We start from the raw sequence: 19,650 nt of genomic DNA on the forward strand, positions 1-19,650 counted from the left end.
CGGCAGAGCAGGTGCCGCGCTTTTTGCTGAGGCGAAGATGATTCTGGTTTTGATGGGAGTTTCGGGAGCAGGCAAGTCGACGGTCGGTCATGCACTGGCCGAACGGTTGAGTTGTCCGTTTGCCGATGCGGATGATTACCATCCGCCTGCGAACAAAGCAAAGATGGGTGCTGGGCAGCCGCTGAATGACGAGGACCGCCAGCCCTGGCTGGAGCGGCTGAACCAGCTGATGCGCGAATGGCACGAGAAGAGAAGCAACGGCATACTGGCCTGCTCCGCGCTGAAAGACAAGTACCGCGTGACTCTGAGCCAGGGTATGCCGGAGGGGGCTGTGCAATTTGTGCTGCTGGATCTTCCGAAGGAGACGCTCACGGAGCGCCTGGCGGCACGTCAGCACGAGTACATGAATCCGAAGCTGCTGGACAGCCAGTTGGCTACGCTGGAACGCCCGTCCGACGCTGTTATCGTGACGAATGACAGACCCGTAGAACAGGTCGTAGACGAGATTTTGAGCAAAGTGAAGTAGGAGGGGAAAGATGGGGCACAAGCTGTTTGATCTCACGGGCAAGACTGCCGTGGTGGTTGGTGGAACGTCGGGCATCGGTCTGGCAATGTCGCTGGGCCTGGCTGAAGCCGGCGCGGATGTGGTGGCGAGCTCGCGGCGCCAGGAGCAGGTAGACGAGGTGGCTGCGAAGATTGAGGCGCTGGGCCGCCGTTCGCTGCGCGTTCCGACGGACGTAAACGACCGTGCGACGCTGCAGACCCTCGCCGACAAGACTCTGGAGGCGTTCGGCAAGGTCGACATCCTGATCAACTGCGCCGGCAAGATCAAGCGTGAGCCCACGCTGACAGTTCCCGAAGAGACCTGGGACGACATCATGAGCACCAACGTGACCGGCACTCTGCGCGCCTGCCAGATCTTCGGCAAGCACATGCTGGAGCGTGGTTACGGTCGCATCGTGAACATCGCTTCGCTGAACACCTTTGTCAGCTTGAAGGAAGTCTCTGCTTATGCGGCCAGCAAGGCTGCTGTGGGCGCGCTAACCCGTTCGCTGGCGGTGGAGTGGTCGTCGCTGGGCGTGACCGTGAATGCGATCGCTCCGGGCGTCTTCCGCACGGACCTGAATGCCAAGCTGCTCGATGAGTCCCCGCGTGGACAGGAGCTGAAGATGCGTACGCCGATGGGCCGCTTCGGTAAGACTGAAGAACTGGTCGGTGCGGCGATCTTCCTGGCCAGCGATGCTGCTTCGTTTATCACTGGTGAGATTGTCGTGGTGGACGGCGGCTTCCTGGCCAGCGGTGTAAATCAGTAAGCTTCTGCGATGAAGCGGAAAAGGAGCGCCAATGGCGCTCCTTTTCATTGAAGGAAGTGTTTCCTTAGCGTGCGAGCCATCCACCATCGACATTGAGTACAGTGCCGGTGATGTAGTTGGCGGCAGGGCTGGAGAGGAAGACTGCGGTAGCGGCGATGTCTTCAGGATCGCCCCAGCGGCCGGTGGGGATGCGCTCGAGGATCTGGCGGTTACGCGTCTCGTCATTACGCAGCGGCAGCGTATTGTCGGTGGCAATGTAGCCGGGAGCGATTGCGTTGACCTGGATGCCGCGCGGCGCCCATTCATTCGCTAGTGCCTTCGTGAGCTGTGCCACAGCGCCCTTGCTGGCGGCATACGCAGGCACGCGGATGCCGCCCTGGAAGGAAAGCAGCGAAGCGATGTTTACGATCTTGCCTGGAGCTTTGCGTTCGATGAGCGCACGTCCGACCAGCTGAGAGAGCTGAAAGACAGAGTTCAGATTGATCTGGATGACGCGCTGCCAGTCCTCAAAGGGATAGTCGACAGCCTCGTGCCGGATAATGGTGCCGGCATTGTTGACCAGAATGTCGATCTGGCTAAACTTGGCGATGACCTGGTCGAAGAGCTGCTGGGCGCCTTCCGTCGAAGAAAGGTCGGCTTGGAAGGCCGCTGCGTTGCCGCCGATGGAAGCAGCGGTGGTTTCCGCTGGGCGCGAGTTGCCATGACAGGCAACTGTGGCTCCGGCTTCAGCAAGCGCCTGAGCGATGGATGCGCCGATTCCTGCAGAGGCGCCGGTGACAAGAGCTACTTTGTTATCGAGACGAAAATGATCGAGTACAGGCATGGTCTGGCAATAGATTACGGGAAATCAGGAAGTGGTAGCACGGGTTCTGGTAATGTTGGTTGGTAAAAAAAGGATTCCGTATATGAAAATTATGACAATGGCGGCAGCAGCGCTGCTCATGGCGATTCCTGTGGGTGCTCAGGAGTTCGGTCCAGCTACGGTAGACCCCGCAGAAGTACTGGCTTCGCGCGGGAAAGAATTCGTGGCGAAGGCAAGAACCGCCGAGACCGGCGTCTACAGTGAGACGCTAAAAGAGTATGGGAATCACAAAACTATGCTGGCGGCACGGGCAAAGACGGGTGCTCCCGAGTATCACGAGGCGTGGTCGGATTTCTTCGTCGTCCTCGATGGAGAATTCACTATGTTGGTGGGTGGAAAGCTGAAAGACCAGTACCCGATCGACGGGAAGCCTGGAGAGCTGAGTGGCTCGGGAATTGAGGGTGGAACGAAAATCGCACTGAAGAAGGGGGACGTTTTCCACCTTCGGCCGAAGACTCCGCATCAGGCCGTGCTGACTCCGGGTAAGACGCTGCTCTACTATGTCATCAAGGTGAAAGAGTAATGAAGCTGCTGCAGGTTGCGGATGCTGTGCGCTATGAGCGCATGACGACGGAGGAGATCCGGGAGGCGTTTCTCGCGGATGAGCTGGCCATAACCGGCTCGCTGGAACTGAGATATATCGATCTGGACCGTACCGTGGTTGGATTTGCGGTTCCTACCAGCGGCGCGTTGGAACTGCCATGTCCGGCGGAGCTGCGGGCAGACTTCTTCTGCCAGCGCCGTGAGCTCGGCATCCTGAATGTTGGCGGCCCTGGCGTGGTGACGGTCGATGGCACGGAGTTTGCGCTCGATAAGCTGGACTGCCTGTATGCCGGCCGTGGAGCGAAGCAGGTGACATTTGCCAGTAAGAGCTCTGATGCTCCGGCTGCCTTTTATCTACTGAGCTATCCGGCTCATGCGGAGTGGCCAACAGCGATGGTGAAGTTCGCCGACCTGAAGCCGGTGGAGTTGGGCGCGCTGGAGACCTGCAATCATCGCAAGATCTACAAGGCAATCCACCTTGAAGGCCTTCGTAGCTGCCAGCTCGTGATGGGCTTTACCCTACTGGAGCCGGGTTCGAACTGGAACACCATGCCGCCGCATACGCACATGCGCCGCAGCGAGGTGTACATGTACTTCGATGTGGATGCGGGACATCGTGTGCTGCATCTGATGGGACCGGCAACCTCGACAAAGCATCTGGTGGTCGCGAATCACGAAGTGGCGATCTCGCCCGGCTGGTCGATTCATGCCGGTGTCGGTACCAAGAGCTACGGTTTCTGCTGGGGCATGGGCGGCGAGAACCAGCGTTATGACGATATGGATGCACTCACGATTGCGGACCTGCGATAAATGATTGTCTCGATCAAGCCGGTGACAGAGACCGGACATGACCTGGTATCTCTTGGCGAAGTAATGGTGCGTTTCGATCCAGGCGAGACGCGGATTGCACGAACGCGCAGCTTTACCGTCTGGGAAGGCGGAGGAGAGTACAACGTCGCCCGCGGTCTGCGCCGCTGCTTCGGCATGAAGACGGCGATCGTGACCGCTCTGGTGGACAACCCTGTCGGTCGCCTTGTGGAAGACCTGATGCTGCAGGGCGGCGTCGATCTACGGCACGTCCTCTGGTCGAAGTTCGACAGCATCGGCCGGGAATCGCGCAACGGAATCTATTTCCTTGAACGCGGCTTCGGCCGCCGTGGCGCGGTCGGCATGATGGATCGCGGACATACGGCGATTTCACAGGTAAAGCCTGGCGAGATCGATTGGGATGGGATCTTCACGCATGCCCGTTGGTTTCATACAGGCGGCGTAATGGCGGCTCTGAGTGAGAGCTCAACTGCGGTGGTTCTTGAAGCGATGCTCGCTGCCAAGCGTCACGGAGTCGTGGTCTCCTTCGATGCCAACTACCGGCCTTCGCTCTGGAAGGAGCGTGGTGGCCGGCGCGCTGCGGTGGAGGTAAACCGTATGCTCGCTGAACATGTCGATGTCTTCTTCGGGCACGATGGAGACTTGAGCGCAGAGCTCGGGAAATCATCGCAGGGACCGGCATGGCATACGGTCGACAGCTTCGGTGAGATGGCGCAGAACGTGATTCGCGACTTCCCGGGATTGAAGGTGCTGGCGACGACGATGCGTCGGGTTCACTCAGCCAGCAGCAATGACTGGGGAGCCTTCGGCTATGCCAACGGCGCAGTCGCTGAGGGAATCCGGTACAACAACCTCGAGATCTTTGACCGTGTGGGCGGGGGCGACTCGTTTGCTTCCGGTCTGATCTACGGCCTGTTGATGGGACGCGATCTGAAGTGGTCGCTTGATTGTGGTGTGGCGCATGGTGCGCTGGCCATGTTGACGCCGGGCGACAGCTCGATGGCGACACTGGCAGAGGTGGAAGGTTTAATGGCCGGTGACGGCGCAGGAGTGAAGCGATAAATGGCTGCAAAGCAGGAGATTCTGAACAGGATTCGTGAGGCTTGTCTGGTGCCGGTGTTGCGCGCCAGCAGCCCGGAGAAGGCTGTACGCATGGCGCGCGCTGCGGCCGAGGGCGGTGTGATCGTCATGGAGGTCACAATGACGGTACCGGACGCGGTGCGCGTGATCCGCACCCTCGTCAAGGAAGACCCGCAGATGCTCATCGGTGCAGGCACAGTACTCGATCCGGAGACGGCAAAGGTGTGTATCGCAGAGGGTGCGCAGTTCGTGGTGAGTCCGGCATTGAATCTGCGGACGGTGCAGTATTGCCGTGAGATGGATATCGCAGTGTTTCCCGGTGCGCTGACGCCGACCGAGATCGTGACCGCATGGCAGGCAGGCGCTGACGTGGTTAAGGTCTTCCCGGCCGGAGCGATGGGGGGAGCGAAGTACCTGCGCAGCCTGAAGGCACCGCTGCCGCAGATCGAGATGATTCCGACCGGTGGAGTTACCGTCGAGACGGCTCAGGATTTTCTGTCTGCCGGAGCATTCGGCCTGGGGGTCGGAGCCGACCTGATGGACGAGCGCGGCCTGGAAAATGGCGGTGTGACCGCCAAGGCGCGCGAGTATATGCAGGTCGTGAAGAGCTTCCGCGCACGCTAGACTAGGACAAATTCAATGCTGAAAACGGAGCGCTATAAGCGCTCCGTTTCGTTTTAAACGCCGGGGACGCGGCGGGACCACAGTAGCGGCTGCCGCGCGGGATAGAGCCGCAGCAGGGCAAGATTGTCGAGATCGGCTGGGTCTGGCGGCAAGGCCTTCCAGATGGCTGTATATTCCGGCCTCTGGTAGGCACGGCCGGCCAGGTAAAGCGAGAGAGGGCGGAGCGGCAGGTCGCGGAAGTTCAGCGCGTCAGCGCGATAGCGCCACTGCTGCTTGTTCTCAAGCGACGGAGCCATGAAGGCGACGGCGGAGCGCAAGCCTTTTCCATCGCTGGTCTGGAAGGTCCACTGCGATTCGAAAGGTGTGGAGAGTACCTCGCAGGTAAGGGCCAGGCACTCCAGATGAAAGATGGAGTTGGCGAAAGGAGCCGTGGTTGCCAGCGCTGCGGGGAAGTTGCCATCCAGTGAGATCAGCGTCAGCAGGACTTCGCGGAAGCGGCGCAGGCAGTATCCGGAGATGGTGGCGATATTGGCGAAGCGGGCGTATTCGCCGGCCTGCGCAACCCAGCAGATGCCATGGATGGAGCGCGTATCCCGCTCTCCCTGGCCGAGGGTAGAGTCGTACATCCAGTGCGCGTAGTCCGCGAACCAGGAACGAAGCCCCTTCAGATCGGTATCCGGAAAGTCTTCCGAGGTTGCCAGAAAGCTGATGGCGCGGACAACCTCGACGAGATAGATGGTCTCAAGGATCCCGGTAGCCCGCCCCTCGGCCACGCCTTGAATCGCCTGCGCGTGGTTCAGCGACGGGTTCATGCGTGTCTCCGGAGTCAGGAACCAAGCCCGCAGATGAAGCAGGGCAGCGCTGACGTACTTCGCGTCTTTGGTGATCAGCCAGGCTGCGGCAAGTGCCGGAATCACCTGCGCCATACGCAGCAGAGCATCTCCATGAGCATGAAATGCATTTGGATTGCGTTCGCCTTGATGCCGTACCCAGGGCTTCTCCGGATCTACATCCGGAAACCATTCAGGATCTTCAGAGTAGAAGTCGTTCGGTGTTGCCTGAGATCGTTCCGCAGGAAAGGCCGTGATGGTCGTGGGCTTCTGCTGAAGATAGATCCCCGCCAGACGAAGGATGCGGTCGTGATCGATCGCTGCAATGTCAGGCCGGGTGGTTCCCGCGGGCAGGCCGGGCATCTGGGCGTGCATTCTAAGGCCGAAGGCGCCGGTGATGGCAAGGAAGTGACGGCGATCCATGGCTGGAAGCATACCGGATATTTCTGAGTGTGGAACTAGGGCATTTTCCCTGTAGGTGTAGAGTAGGGCTTCCGTATCTATGGGCGTTTTCCGCAATGAAAACGCCGCTGCACACCCCTTCCGGGATACCCAGCTACAGGGAAAAATGCTCTAAGACGCTCCGCGGCCTTTGAGAACCGCCGGTATGGTCATGACCAGAATGCGCAGGTCGAGCGTCAGCGTCCAGGTATCGATGTAGCGGAGATCCAGAGCGATCCAGCCGTCGAAGTCGAGGTTCGATCGTCCGGAGACCTGCCATAGGCCCGTCACCCCCGGCTTTACAGAGAACCGGCGCATCAGGCTCAGATCAGAGAACCGGCTGACATCGCGTGTGGGGAGAGGCCGCGGCCCAACCAGAGACATATCGCCGAGCAGGACATTGAACAATTGTGGCAGCTCATCAATAGAAGTCTTCCGAAGGAGTGCTCCAAGGCGCGTGATACGTGGATCACGCTTGATCTTGAAGACAGGACCGGAGGTCTCATTCAGGTGTTCGAGTTGCGACTGCTGGCTCTCCGCGTCCACCACCATGCTGCGGAATTTGTACATGGAGAATGGATTCTTGTTGAGGCCATAACGCGTCTGCTTGAAAATAACCGGCCCTTTGCTGGTGAGCTTGACCGCAATGGCAATCAGCAGAAAGAGAGGAGAGAGAACAATAATGCCCAGCAGCGAGGTCACAAAATCGAATGCCCGCTTGAGGAATCGGCGGCTGTCATGGTGCACCATCTGCATCACCACGCGGTCCTGATCGCGACGGAGCTTCTTGGTGATGGAGGTCGTAAAAATGTTTGTGAGGTACTGAGACTGCACTCCCGCGGCCTCACACAGATCGATCACGCGCTGAATCTCTTCGTAGTGCGACTTCAGAGGAAGAGCAATGAAGACCTCTTCTACCGGAAGACGCATCAGCACATCATGCAATGCAGCGACTTTACCGAGATAGGGAGCATGGATGCGTTTTTCCGAATCCGGCTGCGGTTTTGAATCGACGAAGCCAATGACCCGGTAGTCCCATTGAGGATGGTGCGGAAGATCCTGCAGCAGCTTCCGTGCCAGCGGACCGCTGCCGATGACCAGCGCCGTGCGGGGAGCACGTGTGTAGCTGTGAACGTAACCGGCTGAGATGGCCAGCAAGCCGCGGCTGGCATAGATAGAACCCGTTGCCAGCAGAAAGAACAGTGCGCCTGGACGAACGATGTTGCCGCCTGTCGAGCGTTCGATGAGCGCGAAGATCGCGACAGGGGTGCAGAAAAGCCCTGCCAGCAGAATGCGGCTGGAGAGATGCCGGAACGATGCTGCGCGATAAAGGCCCGCGGTCCAGAGAACCAGTCTCCATGCGGCTAGGCAGATGAGAAACAGAAGCAGATTGCGCAGGGAGATGCGAAGGCCGAGGGACGCCTTGAGATGTGACGGCTCGATTGAAGTGCGATAGTTAGCCAGTGTTGTGACGGCGAGGCTAAAAGAGAGGAGCAGCAGGTCGAACCATACGACAGCGGAGTTGGCGTAAAGACGGACAGCAGCCTTACTCTCCGTCATACCGTATCCCGAAACCGCGTGAGACGTATCGCGTCCAAGGGAGACAGGACCGTCGGAAATCATTCCTGGTGTTGCCATACAACCGATTCCTTTTGGCGCCCGTAAAATAACTCAGCTCAGGACAGCCATTCAAACCCATGGAATGAGCAGGGGGAGCGACTCTGCTCGTACAGCCTAAGTGAGATTAACACCGCAAATCACTGATTTGAGGTCGTTATGTTGCAACTTTCGTGTCATCTAATGTTCGCTTTGGTGCTTCTGCGCTCATTGATGTAACTATCGGTATCGAGTGCACTCTCGACCAGTTACCTTTGGGGCAAACCTTTGTCTATATCCCCATAAAAGTAACGCGGCCCGCCTGTGGCGAGCCGCGGATTACCAAGTGATTCGAGGGTTATACCATGTGTTGCGGAACCTCATGCCGAACGGCTGCATGTCCCTTCCGCAACCTGGCCAGCACGTTGCTCATGAAGACATACAGCACGGGGATAAAGATCAGGTTCAGCACGGTCGAGAGCAGCATGCCTCCCACAATGGCAGTACCGACGGAGTGACGTCCTAACTTACCTGCGCCTTCTGCGAAGACCAGGGGAAGTACGCCCAGGATGAAGGCGAAGCTGGTCATGAGGATGGGGCGTAGGCGAAGCTCTGCAGCTTCGATAGCAGCGTCGACAATTGATCGGCCCTGCTCGCGGAGCTGTTCTGCGAACTCGACGATCAGGATGGCGTTCTTCGCCGAGAGACCGATCAGCATGACCAGACCGATCTGCACGTAGACGTCATCCACAAGTCCGCGAGCCGCAATCAGTCCAAGAGCGCCGAGCACGGCCATCGGTACGGCCAGAAGGATGATGAACGGCAGCGCCCAGGACTCATACTGTGCCGCCAGCGTGAGGTACACCACCAGCAGGCCGAGGCCGAAGATGACGATGGCCTTGCCCGCAGACTCAATCTCTTCCAGCGCCAGACCCGACCACGAGTAGGTCATGCCCTGGATTTTGTTCTTCTCGAAGAGCTTCTGCATATTCTCGAGACCCTGGCCCGAGGAGAGCCCAGGCGCGGCGGAACCGAGAATCTCAGCCGAGCGGAAGAGATTGTAGTGCGAGATGATCTGCGGTCCCGAATCTTCCCGGATGCTGACCAGGTTATCGAGCGAGATCATCTGCCCGGTATTGGAACGCACGTAGTACTGGCGGATGTCCTTCGCATTCTTGCGGAAGCCGGCATCGGCCTGAATGTAGACGCGGTACGAGCGATTGTTGAAGTCGAAGTCATTCACATAGGTTGACCCCATGAAGACTCCGAGCGCGTTGTTGATCTCAGAGAAGGGAACGCCGATGGCCTTTGCCTTCTCGCGGTCGATGACCACGGTGATCTGCGGATCATTGGCCGTGAATGAGGTATAGAGGCCCGTCAAGCCCGACTTTGGATCGCGGCCGGCGCCTACGATCTGATGTGCCACGCGATCGAGATCGGCAGGCGTGTTGCGGCCCTCATCCTGAAGCTCGAACTGGAATCCGCCGAAGCTGCCGATACCTTGAATCGGCGGTGGCTCGAAGGCAGCGATAATGCCGCCGGGAATCTGCATCAGCTTGGGAGCAACGCGCGCCACGACGGCTGAGGCTTGATGTTCGTCGCCCTTACGTTCTGCCTGCGGTTTCAGCGGGGCGAAGATCAGGCCCTGGTTGGAGGCGTTGCCGCTAAAGCCGAAGCCCATGACGGCAAAGGTGCCTACGACCTCAGGTTCCTTGGAGAGCAGCACCTGTGCCTGGTCGGCAAGGTTCTGCGTATAGGCCAAAGATGCACCCTGGGGAGCCAGCACCTGCATGATGAAGTAGTTCTGGTCTTCGCTGGGAACGAAGGCTGTGGGCACACTGCGATAGACAACAGCCGTTGCAACCAGACCGCCGATGAATAACAGGAGCATGACCCAGCGAATGCGGAGCACGAAATGGATCAGCTTCGCATACTGACGTCCCAGCCAGAGGATGAAATCGTCGATGCCGTGAGCGAATCCGCTGTAACCCTTGGCCAGGAAAGGAATGTGCGTCCAGTCCAGCATGTGGTACTTGGCCTCTTCGCCGCGCAGCAGAATTGCCGACAGAGCCGGCGAGAGCGTCAACGCGTTGAAGGCAGAGATGGCGATGGAAAAGGCGATGGTCAGCGAGAACTGTTTGTACAGAATGCCGGTGGTTCCCGGGAAGAAGCTAACCGGGATAAATACCGAGATCAGCACGAGGGAAGTCGCAATGACGGCGCTTGTTACCTCCGACATGGCTACCGAGGTCGCTTCGTGCGGGTCCTTGATCTTTCCATGGGAAAGGTGACGCTGTACGTTCTCGATGACGACGATGGCATCGTCCACCACAAGGCCGGTAGCCAGGGTGATGCCGAACATCGTGAGCGAGTTGATGGAGAAGTTGAAGATCTTGATGAAAGCGAAGGTGCCGATCAGCGAGACCGGGATGGTGACAGCCGGGATAATAGTCGCGCGCCAATCCAGCAGGAAGAGGAAGATGACGATGACGACGATGATGATGGCTTCAATGAGGGTATGAACAACCTCATTGATCGATTCGCCAACGACCGTGGTCGTATCGAACGCAATCACATACTTCAGTCCCGGAGGGAAGTTCTTCGCCAGGCGGGCCAGTTCGGCTTTCGCCGCTTTATCCACGGCAAGAGCATTGGCGTTTGAAAGCTGCTGAACACCGACACCCACACCCGGAATGCCGCTGTACTTCAGCGTACTGCCGTAGGTTTCGGCGCCGATCTCGGCGCGGCCTACATCCCTCAGGCGCACAATACCCGCTGAAGTGTTCTTGAGGATGATGTCTTCGAACTCTGAGGGTTGCGTCAGACGGCCTACAGCCCGGACCGCAATCTGATAGGTCTGGTTGGGATCGGCTGTCGGCGGTGCGCCCACGGCGCCGGCGGCGACTTCGACGTTCTGCTCCTGCAGCGCGCTGACAACGTCTGTAGCAGTCAGGTTACGGGCGGCGAGTTTGGTCGGGTCGATCCACAGGCGCATGGCGTACTTACGTGCGCCGAAGATGACCACGTCGCCCACGCCGGTAATACGCTTCAGAGGATCCTTGACGTAGAGGTCGACGTAGTTGGAGATGAACTCCGGTGAGTAGCGGTTATTCTCCGCGTAGAAACCACTCGCAAAAACGAAGTTCGGGTTGGCTTTGGTGATGGTGACGCCGGTGTTTTTGACGGCCTGGGGTAGAACACCCTGTGCCGATTGAACTCTGTTCTGGACGTCCACGGCTGCGATATTGAGGTCGTAGCCCGTCTGGAACGTAATGGTGATGCTGCTGGTGCCATCGTTACCGGAAGACGAGGTCATATACCGCATGCCCTCGACACCGTTGATGGCGGTCTCTAACTGGGTCGTAACGTCGTGCTCTACCGTCTGCGCATTGGCGCCGATGTAGACGCTGGTTACGGTGACCTGAGGAGGCGCGAGCTGCGGATAGAGCGAGATAGGTAATTGCGGAATGCAGACCGCGCCCGCAAGAATGATCAGCAGGGCACAGACGCTCGCAAAAATAGGGCGCCGAATAAAAAATTCAACCACAGAAGTAATCCTCGATAGGGGAGAGGCAGTTAGCTGAGCGGTTTAACCGGCATGCCTTCGGCCAGGAACTGCAGGCCGGAGGTGATGACCTTGTCACCCGGTTTAAGTCCTTCGAGCACGGGATAGGTGTTGCCAATGGGGTCGCCCACTTTGACCGCGACCTGATGTGCGATATAGCCGTTGCCTTGGGGCGCGGCGATCGTCACAAATGGCTGACCGTTGATGCGGGTGATTGCCAGCACTGGAACGGTAGGCTTGGGGGTGACATCCCAGGTCACACGGGCCTTGACGATCTGGAGATTGCGTACCGGGGCCGAGCTGGGAACCGGTGCCTTGGCCAGAACGCTCTGCATCCCGTTCTCCACCTGGGGAGAGAGGAAGTAGATGTTCGACTTCACGAGCGGCTTGCCTGTGTCATCCAGAATCTCAACCGGCAGGCCATTGCGCACCTGTGCGCCGCGTTCCGTCGGGATATAGATGTAGGCCTCGAGCTGTGAGTTCTCATCGACTGTGGTGAGCAGTGTCGTTGCCGAGACATAGTCGCCCTGGTGAACAGGGATGTCACCCACGATGCCATCGAACGGAGCCCGGATCTGGTAGTACGCCAACTGCTGGCGTTGGGCCGAAGTGCTCTCCTGAGAGGCCTTGTAGTCGCCTTCGGCGTTCTGGAAGTTCTGCAGGGCGATCTCATAGGCCTGCTTGGAGACGACACCGGCCTCGAAAAGGCCCTTCTGCCGGTCCAGCTCTGCCTTGTTGTACTGCAGAACGGCCTTCTTCTGGTTCTCTGTTCCTGCGGTGGAAGCGACCGTGGCCTGCTGCTTCAGCGGATCGATGGTCATCATCAACTGGCCGGCACGCACGTGATCGCCGCTCTTCACCAGAATGCGGGTCAGGTTGCCGTCTACCTGCGGCTGCAGCGTGGCGGAGCGCCGGCTCTTGATTGTGGACACATAGGTATCGCCATTGGGGACAGGGTTCAGCGATACCGCGGCCACCTGGACCGGCATGGCCTGCATCTGCTGGGGCTGCTGCTGCGCCGGAGCGCTCTGGCGGCACCCTGTCGTGGTGATGGTGGCAATGGAGACGAGTGTTGCTGCTACTGCTAGGGGGATGCGCATACAGGGCTTCCTCTGAAACGAACCTGAAATCTCTGGAACATCCAATTGGATGTGCAGTTTGCGTCGCGGATGCACGAAGAAAAGAAGAAAGTGCGGGCGATTGTTTCGATCTAGAAGCGTTCTCCATCCTAGCCCCTATCTTCTTCTGTCCAAAGGGGGAGCCGTAGGAATCAGAGCCTTGCCGGAGAGTGGTATCGTGATGAATGAAATACCCCGGAAAGTAAAGCGGGATGGGGTGGCCTATATAGGACAAAATGGGCCATTCAGACTTCCCTGGAGTGACGGCATTCGATGCGAGTAGTCCGCTGGCTGATCGTCCTTGTGGCCCTGTTTTTGGCGTTCCAGTTCATCAGCCTGTACCTGAGCTGGCAAAAGCAGGCCATTCTTGGCGCCGTACTGGTGGTTACGGCCATTGTCATAAACCGTATCTCCACCTCCAAGGTGGTCACCATCAGCCTGATGCTGCTTTCGGTCGTCATTACCAGCCGGTATGGCTGGTGGCGCATCGGGCAATTGATCGACTATTTCTCGGACGAGGCCAATAACCCATACAAGATCGATTCGGTGTTGATGCTGATCCTGCTGTCCGCAGAGATTTACACCATCCTGATCATGGTGCTGGGCTATATACAGACGGTATGGCCGCTCCAACGGCGTCCTGTGCCCCTGCCGGCAGATGAAGAGTTGTGGCCGCACGTCGACCTGCTGATTCCTACCTACAATGAGCCGCTCTCCCTAGTCCGCTATACCGCCCTGGCGGCCTTGAACATCGACTATCCGCCGGAAAAGCTGCATGTTTACGTTCTCGATGACGGTGTTCGGGACGAGTACCGGCTGTTCTGCGAAGAGGCGGGAATCGGGTACAAGATCCGGGAAAAGCATACGCACGCCAAGGCCGGCAACATCAATACGGCACTCGAGACGATGGACTCGCCGCTGGTCTCCATCTTCGACTGCGACCACGTGCCCACCCGCAGCTTCCTCCAGATGACGGTCGGCTGGTTCCTCAAGGACGAGAAGCTGGCCATGCTGCAGACGCCGCATCACTTCTACTCGGCGGATCCGTTCGAGCGCAATCTGCGCCAATACCATAGCATTCCGAATGAGGGCGAGCTGTTCTACGGCATTATTCAGGACGGCAACGACCTATGGAATGCGACATTTTTCTGCGGGTCGTGTGCCGTCATCCGGCGTAGCGCCCTGGATGAGGTAGGTGGCATCGCGACGGAGACGGTGACCGAGGACGCCCACACATCGCTTCGACTTCAGAAGCTGGGATACAACACGGCGTACCTCAACATTGCGATGGCTGCCGGATTGGCCACCGAGACCCTGGCTGCGCACGTGGGACAGCGAATCCGCTGGGCACGTGGCATGATCCAGATCCTGCGTACTGATAACCCGCTGCTGGCGCGCGGGATGAAGATGACCCAGCGGCTGTGCTACTTCAATGCCATGGCGCACTTTTTGTATGCGGTTCCGCGCCTGGTATTTCTGTGTGCCCCACTGATCTATATGCTCTTCAGCCGGACGATCATTCCCGGCTACTGGGTAGCTATTCTTGCGTACGCCCTGCCGCACCTCATCATCTCCAGCATAACCAACTCGCGCGTGCAGGGGACACACCGGCACTCCTTCTGGAATGAGATCTACGAGACGGTGCTGGCGCCTTACATCCTGATGCCAACCACGTTGGCACTGCTGAACCCCAAGCTCGGCAAGTTCAATGTGACCGATAAGGGCAGCACTCTGATGGAGACGCGATTTGACCGGTCTATCGCCGCGCCGACAACATGGCTGCTGCTTTTCAACCTCTTCGGTCTGGCACTAGCCCCCTATCGCTACTTTGTGACCGATCCAGGGCACCCGGGTACGGTGTTGAGCAATACCGCATGGATCGTTTTCAACATCATCATCCTGGGAGTTGCCGCGGCATGCGCGCACGAGCAGAAACAGCGCCGTAAGGCGGTTCGTATCGAAGCACGGATTGGCATACGAGCGCACCTGGCCGATGGGCGCGAGATCTCCGGATCGACCTTTGACATCTCGGTCGGCGGAGCCTCGATCGTGTTGGATGAAGATGTGCGCCTTCAGAAGGGAGACATCATTGAGATGTCTTTCCCCATGCAGACGAAGTCGCGCACGGTAAAGGCCAAAGTACTGGCGATTCTCGCAGGTGAGATCCGCATTGCGTTCTATCACCCGACCGTGGTTGAGCAGGAGACCCTGGCGCGCGTGCTGTACTCCCGTGCTGATTCATGGGTGAGCATCGAACGCGAAGTCGAAGTCGATCGCCCGCTGGTCAGCTTCGCGAGAGTGGCCAGGCTGTCACTCACCGGGCTGTACCAGGTGACGCGTGGTCTATTCGCATCGAAGAGCATCATCCTCTTCGCTCTTCTGCTGCTTGGCGGAATGGGGTATGCCCAAACAACGCCGCAGCAATTTGCGCCGCCGCAGGTTCAGTTGCCTCCGCAGACCTTCCGCCCACCGGCCGTTGGAAATGGGCCGGCTCCAGCGCCGGCACCGGTGAAGAAAGCTGCAGCTCCTAAGCGTCAACCAGTGCCGGCAGCTCCGGCTCCTAAGGCGGAGCCGGTGAAGCAGACCGCGGTTCAACCATCGAGGCCTGCTCCTTCGACAAGTCCCGTAGCTCCTTCACCAGCACCGGAGGCCCAGACGCCGGCGGTCGCTCAGAGCGCGCCCGAGACAGCACCGACTGCCGGTACCGCAAAGCCGATCCGGATCACGCTGAAAGACATGGGAATGGATAGCGGCATCGAGCTCCGGGGACCGCATAGCTACTACCCCGTGGGGTTTTCGTTACCGTATACCTTTGTTTCCCGGCATGCCGTACTGAAGGTCAGCTATAAGCTGGCTCCGGGTGTCGCACCTCACCCAGGGATGTTGAGGGTCTCTCTCAATAACAGCAACGTCGGCGAGATTCCGGTTGTGAACACCGGCGGTTTTGCCTATGCCGAGATCGATCTTCCGACCGATACACTCATCCGCAACAATGGTCTGACGTTCGAGTTCACCAGCAACGGCATCTTTCAGACAGAGGCCCAGGCGAAGGCGCAGGCTCAGGGCTGGATCGGCGCCACCTCGACGGTCGAGATCACAGGCGACAGCCTTCCGTTCCGCAACGATATCGGTCTGTTACCGATGCCTTTTCTCGATCGGGACCTGCAAACGATCACCACGATACCGTTTGTCTTTCTCTCGCAGCCTGGTCTAAAGACATTGCAGGCTGCCGGTGTGGTTGCGTCGTGGTTTGGCACGCAGGTAGGTCCGAAGCCCATTCGATACACGGCATCTCTGGAACAGCTCACTGAAGGAAACGTCGTTGTCTTTGCCGACAGCGCGGCAAGGCTTCCGGAGAGCATGAGACCCGCGCAACCGGAGCCGGGGCCCTACATCGCGGTGCGGAGAAATCCTTACGATGCCAACGGAACCGTGCTGATCGTCGCTGGAAATGATGAGGATCAACTGTTGGCCGCGGCGCGTGGCCTGGCGCAGAGAAAAGGCGCTCCCACAGCCAGGATGACGGAGCCGTCGCAGCCGGAGGGAGACACGCTGCGTATCAGCGATGCTTCGCCACCTTCACAGCGTGACATTGACGATGCTCCCCGCTGGATGCCGACGAATCGCCTGGTAAGTCTGGCCGACTACTCCAGCAAAGACCTGCTTAAGACGGATGGATCCCACCCGGTGCCGATCTATTTCCATGTGCCGCCGGATCTCTTTTATGGGGAAGTGCAGAACCTTCGCATGCTGGTCAGCTACCGCTATAACGCGACTACCATCCTGCCCGGTTCGGCGCTGCGGACCTATGTGAACGGAACGCTGGTCAATGAGGCTCCGCTTGCAGTGGGAACTGGGACGGTCGATCGTCAGCGGCAGATCGTCGTGCCCGTGGCTGCAATGCGTCCCTTCGGTAATACGCTGCAGTTCAGTTTTGATTTCATTCCGACCAAGGTGGGCGCGGCTACCGAGGGAGAGATTCTGAGCAACTCGGCACTGGATATCCGGAACCTGCCGCACTATGCGGGTCTGCCTGACCTGGAACTCTTTGCCAATGCTGCGTTCCCGTTCACGCGCCGAGCCGATCTTTCGGAGACGACGGTGATTATGCCGGCGAATCCCACCGCGAACGAGATCTCTCTGTATCTGCATCTGATGAGTCACAGCGGCTCTCAGACTGGATATCCGGTGTTACGAGTTGAGGTCGCCGGCCCTGATGCTGTCCTCGGAAAAGACCGGGACTACGTGATCCTGGGCAGCGTACAGAGCCAGCCGGTCTTCACTTCGCTGGACACGTCACTGCCGGTAACCTTCGCTGGAGATGCCATCCAGGTGAAGCAGGGACAAGGATCGCTGGCTCGGTTGAAGGATCTGTGGCAGCGGATTGCGGGGCGCTTCGTCACGCGCGAACTTCCTTCTAATGACGGAGGCCGCATCGATGCCATGATCGAAGGAATCGAATCACCAGCGTCGCCAGGGCGTTCCCTTGTCCTCATCGCCTTGCGTGACGACGGTGCGGCCAAACTCTTCGAAGATGTCTTTGTAGATCGCTCTCAGTCGAGCGATATCGGCAGCTCGGTCAGCCTTCTGCGTAATGGAAAGTTCCATTCGTATGGCATGAACGACCGTGTCTACTATGTGGGGAATCAGTCACCGTACCGGTTGATGCGTATCTGGATGGCGCAGTACTTCATCACGCTGGTGATCGCCATGGTGGTCTTCAGCCTGACGCTGGGTGTCTGGATCCGTAAGTATCTGGCAGAGCGAGCTCAGGCTCGCCTTGCGGTTGGCTATGAAGCGGTGAACAGTTAAGAGCATTTTCCCTGTAGATGTCATGTAGGGCTTCCCGATCTATGGGCGTTTTCCGCAATGAAAACGCCGCTGCACGCCTCTTCCGGGATGCCCAGCAACAGGGAAAATGCTCTAACTCTTCACCGCTTCGCAGTCTACGGCTGGTCTGGGTTCTGGTCTAGGCTCGATTTTTGGGGAAGGCCTGCGCATGTTGCTGTTCATCAGAATCAGGCCGGCGATCACGACCAGTACTCCTACATAGGCCAGAGGCGCAACCTGTTCATGCGCCACAAGCCCCCAGAAGATGCCCCAGATCGGCAAAAGGTAGGTCACCGCGACCACGTGGGTCGCGGGAATGTGTGCCAGCAGGTTGAAGTACAGGAAGTAGGCCACGCCGCTCCCGGCAAAGCCAAGAACCAGGATGGCAAGGACGGGCGGTAGTGTGATGTGGGCGGGATGGCGGGTGAGAGCAGCTACGGGAGCCAGCATCGATGCTGCCAGCGAGAGCTGTGCTGTCGCCAGGCCGATGGGATCGAGTCCCTGTAGCTTCGCCTTCGCGATAAGAGTAGCGGTCGCGTAGCCGAGCGTCGCCAGCACAATCACGGTGATTCCGAGAGTAAGGCTGCCCTGCCCAGGCGCCGGATCGGAGGTGCGGCTGTAAACCACCAGGGCCACGCCGCCGAAGCCGATCAACACACCGAGTATCGTTGCCAGTCCCATCTTCGTGCGGTGCACGGCCATGCCTAAGAGCATGGTCCAGATCGGGAGAGTTGCATTCAGTACGGCAGCGGTATTGCTGGGCACCGTCTGCTCTCCCCAGGCGAAGAAGCTGAACGGAATGGCGTTATTGAAGAGCGCCACGGCGAGCAGCCAGGGCAGCATCTTTCGCGGAGGAAGCCGGTTTCCCCTGAGTTTCAGCAGGACAAGCAGCAAGGCTGCGCCTGAGCCGGAACGCAGCATTCCGACCCAGACGGGCGGGAAGGTGGTGGCCGCAATCCGGATCATGAGGAACGAGATGCCCCATACCGCCGAGAGTAGGATGATCTGCGCGATGTGCCGTGGCTTCATGGAGCTTAACTTTCGCAGGTTGGCATGGATCGCGTCCAGCGAATTGATATGATTACTTGCATCGAAATTCCTGATGGGAGTGAAGCTGTGCTCGACCTCAAGCAGGTACGGACCTTCGCGGAAGTTGCGCGCGAAAAGAGCTTTACCCGCGCTGCCAGTCAGTTAAATTATGCGCAGTCCAGTGTGACCGCGCAGGTGCATGCGCTTGAAAGCGAACTTGGATTGCCGTTGTTCAACAGGCTTGGCCGGCAGGTGGAGCTGACGGCGGCAGGCACACAGTTCCTCGCCTATGCGACCCGTTTGCTGGTGCTCGCTGAAGAAGCGCGTACCTCTGTGCAGAAGAGCGGTCAGGTGGTGGGCCCGCTGGTGATTACGGCGTCGGAGAGCCTGTTGACCTACCGTCTGCCGGATCTGCTGCGGAGTTTCCAGTGCACTTACCCTGGCGTACAGCTTACGCTGCACACCAGTACGCAGTGCGCTTCGGTCAGCCCACTGGAGCCAGGCATCGACATCGCCATCACCATCGATGAGCCGATCGAGGTGCCGCAGCTCCTGGTGAAGTGTGTCCGCCGGGAGCCGATGCTGGCCCTCGTTGCCAAGGAGCATGCGCTTGCCGGCCAGAAGAAGGTTACGGCAGCGGAGATTGCCGAACACCAGATTCTGCTCACGGAGCGCAGTTGCAGCTATCGCGCATTATTCGAGCGCACGCTGGCGCAGTGCGGCGGCCGTGTCAGTAAATGCCTGGAGTTCGCAAGCGTCGAGGCGCTGAAACAGTGCGCGCTCGCGCGCATGGGTGTCGCGGTGCTGCCGGAGGTCGTTGTGGCGGAAGAGCTGGAGAAGGGAAACCTGGTTGCGTTGCCATGGCCGGAGAAGAGGCTCTCGGTCTATACCCAGGTCGTTCGCCATCGGGACAAGTGGTTTTCGCCGGTGATGCAGGCATTCTGGTCCATGGCCCTGGAGATGTTATCGGAACGGTAGAGCTGTGTTTGCA

14 protein-coding genes are annotated in these 19,650 nt (G+C 58.8%); 8 read left to right on the forward strand and 6 right to left on the reverse strand.

Annotated elements, in window-relative coordinates; translation table 11 throughout:
- Positions 1 to 37: 37 nt before the first annotated feature.
- The gene (locus AB4Y89_RS02085; RefSeq protein ID WP_442299255.1) at positions 38 to 526 is read left to right on the forward strand and encodes a gluconokinase; all 489 of its coding nucleotides are present in this window, start codon (positions 38 to 40) and stop codon (positions 524 to 526) included.
- 10 nt (positions 527 to 536) lie between these two features.
- The gene (locus tag AB4Y89_RS02090; RefSeq protein WP_442299256.1) at positions 537 to 1,313 is read left to right on the forward strand and encodes an SDR family NAD(P)-dependent oxidoreductase; all 777 of its coding nucleotides are present in this window, start codon (positions 537 to 539) and stop codon (positions 1,311 to 1,313) included.
- A 64-nt stretch (positions 1,314 to 1,377) separates the two neighbouring features.
- Here the strand turns inward: AB4Y89_RS02090 and kduD are convergent, their stop codons facing one another.
- Entirely contained in the window at positions 1,378 to 2,136 is a 759-nt protein-coding gene (gene kduD, locus AB4Y89_RS02095; protein WP_442299257.1) for a 2-dehydro-3-deoxy-D-gluconate 5-dehydrogenase KduD, read from the reverse strand.
- An 82-nt stretch (positions 2,137 to 2,218) separates the two neighbouring features.
- Between kduD and AB4Y89_RS02100 the strand changes: the two genes are divergently transcribed.
- The 4 genes from AB4Y89_RS02100 to AB4Y89_RS02115 are packed head-to-tail and all read left to right on the forward strand — an operon-like array spanning position 2,219 to position 5,250.
- Positions 2,219 to 2,698, forward strand: coding sequence for a hypothetical protein (locus AB4Y89_RS02100; RefSeq protein ID WP_442299258.1), 480 nt, complete (start codon positions 2,219 to 2,221; stop codon positions 2,696 to 2,698).
- Entirely contained in the window at positions 2,698 to 3,528 is an 831-nt protein-coding gene (gene kduI / locus AB4Y89_RS02105) for a 5-dehydro-4-deoxy-D-glucuronate isomerase (RefSeq protein WP_442299259.1), read from the forward strand. The genes AB4Y89_RS02100 and kduI overlap by 1 nt, the downstream gene beginning before the upstream one ends.
- Entirely contained in the window at positions 3,529 to 4,608 is a 1,080-nt protein-coding gene (locus AB4Y89_RS02110; RefSeq protein WP_442299260.1) for a PfkB family carbohydrate kinase, read from the forward strand. It begins immediately after the preceding gene.
- Positions 4,609 to 5,250, forward strand: coding sequence for a bifunctional 4-hydroxy-2-oxoglutarate aldolase/2-dehydro-3-deoxy-phosphogluconate aldolase (locus tag AB4Y89_RS02115; protein WP_442299261.1), 642 nt, complete (start codon positions 4,609 to 4,611; stop codon positions 5,248 to 5,250).
- A gap of 53 nt (positions 5,251 to 5,303) precedes the next feature.
- Here the strand turns inward: AB4Y89_RS02115 and AB4Y89_RS02120 are convergent, their stop codons facing one another.
- The 4 genes from AB4Y89_RS02120 to AB4Y89_RS02135 form a co-directional block, all read right to left on the reverse strand.
- Positions 5,304 to 6,515, reverse strand: a complete 1,212-nt coding sequence (locus AB4Y89_RS02120; protein WP_442299262.1) for an alginate lyase family protein — start codon at positions 6,513 to 6,515, stop codon at positions 5,304 to 5,306.
- Between the two features lie 138 nt (positions 6,516 to 6,653).
- The gene (locus tag AB4Y89_RS02125; protein WP_442299263.1) at positions 6,654 to 8,159 is read right to left on the reverse strand and encodes a sugar transferase; all 1,506 of its coding nucleotides are present in this window, start codon (positions 8,157 to 8,159) and stop codon (positions 6,654 to 6,656) included.
- 316 nt (positions 8,160 to 8,475) lie between these two features.
- Positions 8,476 to 11,664 (reverse strand): efflux RND transporter permease subunit, encoded by a 3,189-nt coding sequence (locus AB4Y89_RS02130; RefSeq protein WP_442299264.1) that lies wholly within the window; start codon positions 11,662 to 11,664, stop codon positions 8,476 to 8,478.
- 29 nt (positions 11,665 to 11,693) lie between these two features.
- The gene (locus tag AB4Y89_RS02135; protein ID WP_442299265.1) at positions 11,694 to 12,782 is read right to left on the reverse strand and encodes an efflux RND transporter periplasmic adaptor subunit; all 1,089 of its coding nucleotides are present in this window, start codon (positions 12,780 to 12,782) and stop codon (positions 11,694 to 11,696) included.
- A 291-nt stretch (positions 12,783 to 13,073) separates the two neighbouring features.
- On the opposite strand from AB4Y89_RS02135, the gene bcsA reads away from it, so the two are divergent.
- Entirely contained in the window at positions 13,074 to 17,612 is a 4,539-nt protein-coding gene (bcsA, locus tag AB4Y89_RS02140; RefSeq protein ID WP_442299266.1) for a UDP-forming cellulose synthase catalytic subunit, read from the forward strand.
- 111 nt (positions 17,613 to 17,723) lie between these two features.
- On the opposite strand, the gene AB4Y89_RS02145 is transcribed toward bcsA, so the two are convergent.
- Entirely contained in the window at positions 17,724 to 18,659 is a 936-nt protein-coding gene (locus tag AB4Y89_RS02145) for a DMT family transporter (RefSeq protein WP_442299267.1), read from the reverse strand.
- A 48-nt stretch (positions 18,660 to 18,707) separates the two neighbouring features.
- On the opposite strand from AB4Y89_RS02145, the gene AB4Y89_RS02150 reads away from it, so the two are divergent.
- Positions 18,708 to 19,637 (forward strand): LysR family transcriptional regulator, encoded by a 930-nt coding sequence (locus tag AB4Y89_RS02150; protein ID WP_442299268.1) that lies wholly within the window; start codon positions 18,708 to 18,710, stop codon positions 19,635 to 19,637.
- Positions 19,638 to 19,650 lie beyond the last annotated feature (13 nt).

This window comes from Terriglobus sp. 2YAB30_2, assembly GCF_052114765.1.
In the GTDB taxonomy this organism is placed as follows: Bacteria; Acidobacteriota; Terriglobia; order Terriglobales; family Acidobacteriaceae; genus Terriglobus.

Bases quoted from the DNA above. Each gene is read 5' to 3' on its own strand.
- AB4Y89_RS02125 (WP_442299263.1), bottom strand. From the start codon at position 8,159: ATGGCAACACCAGGAATGATTTCCGACGGTCCTGTCTCCCTTGGACGC.
- AB4Y89_RS02115 (WP_442299261.1), top strand. From the start codon at position 4,609: ATGGCTGCAAAGCAGGAGATTCTGAACAGGATTCGTGAGGCTTGTCTG.
- AB4Y89_RS02135 (WP_442299265.1), bottom strand. From the start codon at position 12,782: ATGCGCATCCCCCTAGCAGTAGCAGCAACACTCGTCTCCATTGCCACC.
- kduD (WP_442299257.1), bottom strand. From the start codon at position 2,136: ATGCCTGTACTCGATCATTTTCGTCTCGATAACAAAGTAGCTCTTGTC.
- AB4Y89_RS02085 (WP_442299255.1), top strand. From the start codon at position 38: ATGATTCTGGTTTTGATGGGAGTTTCGGGAGCAGGCAAGTCGACGGTC.
- AB4Y89_RS02110 (WP_442299260.1), top strand. From the start codon at position 3,529: ATGATTGTCTCGATCAAGCCGGTGACAGAGACCGGACATGACCTGGTA.
- AB4Y89_RS02145 (WP_442299267.1), bottom strand. From the start codon at position 18,659: ATGAAGCCACGGCACATCGCGCAGATCATCCTACTCTCGGCGGTATGG.
- AB4Y89_RS02120 (WP_442299262.1), bottom strand. From the start codon at position 6,515: ATGCTTCCAGCCATGGATCGCCGTCACTTCCTTGCCATCACCGGCGCC.
- AB4Y89_RS02090 (WP_442299256.1), top strand. From the start codon at position 537: ATGGGGCACAAGCTGTTTGATCTCACGGGCAAGACTGCCGTGGTGGTT.
- kduI (WP_442299259.1), top strand. From the start codon at position 2,698: ATGAAGCTGCTGCAGGTTGCGGATGCTGTGCGCTATGAGCGCATGACG.
- AB4Y89_RS02150 (WP_442299268.1), top strand. From the start codon at position 18,708: ATGATTACTTGCATCGAAATTCCTGATGGGAGTGAAGCTGTGCTCGAC.
- bcsA (WP_442299266.1), top strand. From the start codon at position 13,074: ATGCGAGTAGTCCGCTGGCTGATCGTCCTTGTGGCCCTGTTTTTGGCG.
- AB4Y89_RS02100 (WP_442299258.1), top strand. From the start codon at position 2,219: ATGAAAATTATGACAATGGCGGCAGCAGCGCTGCTCATGGCGATTCCT.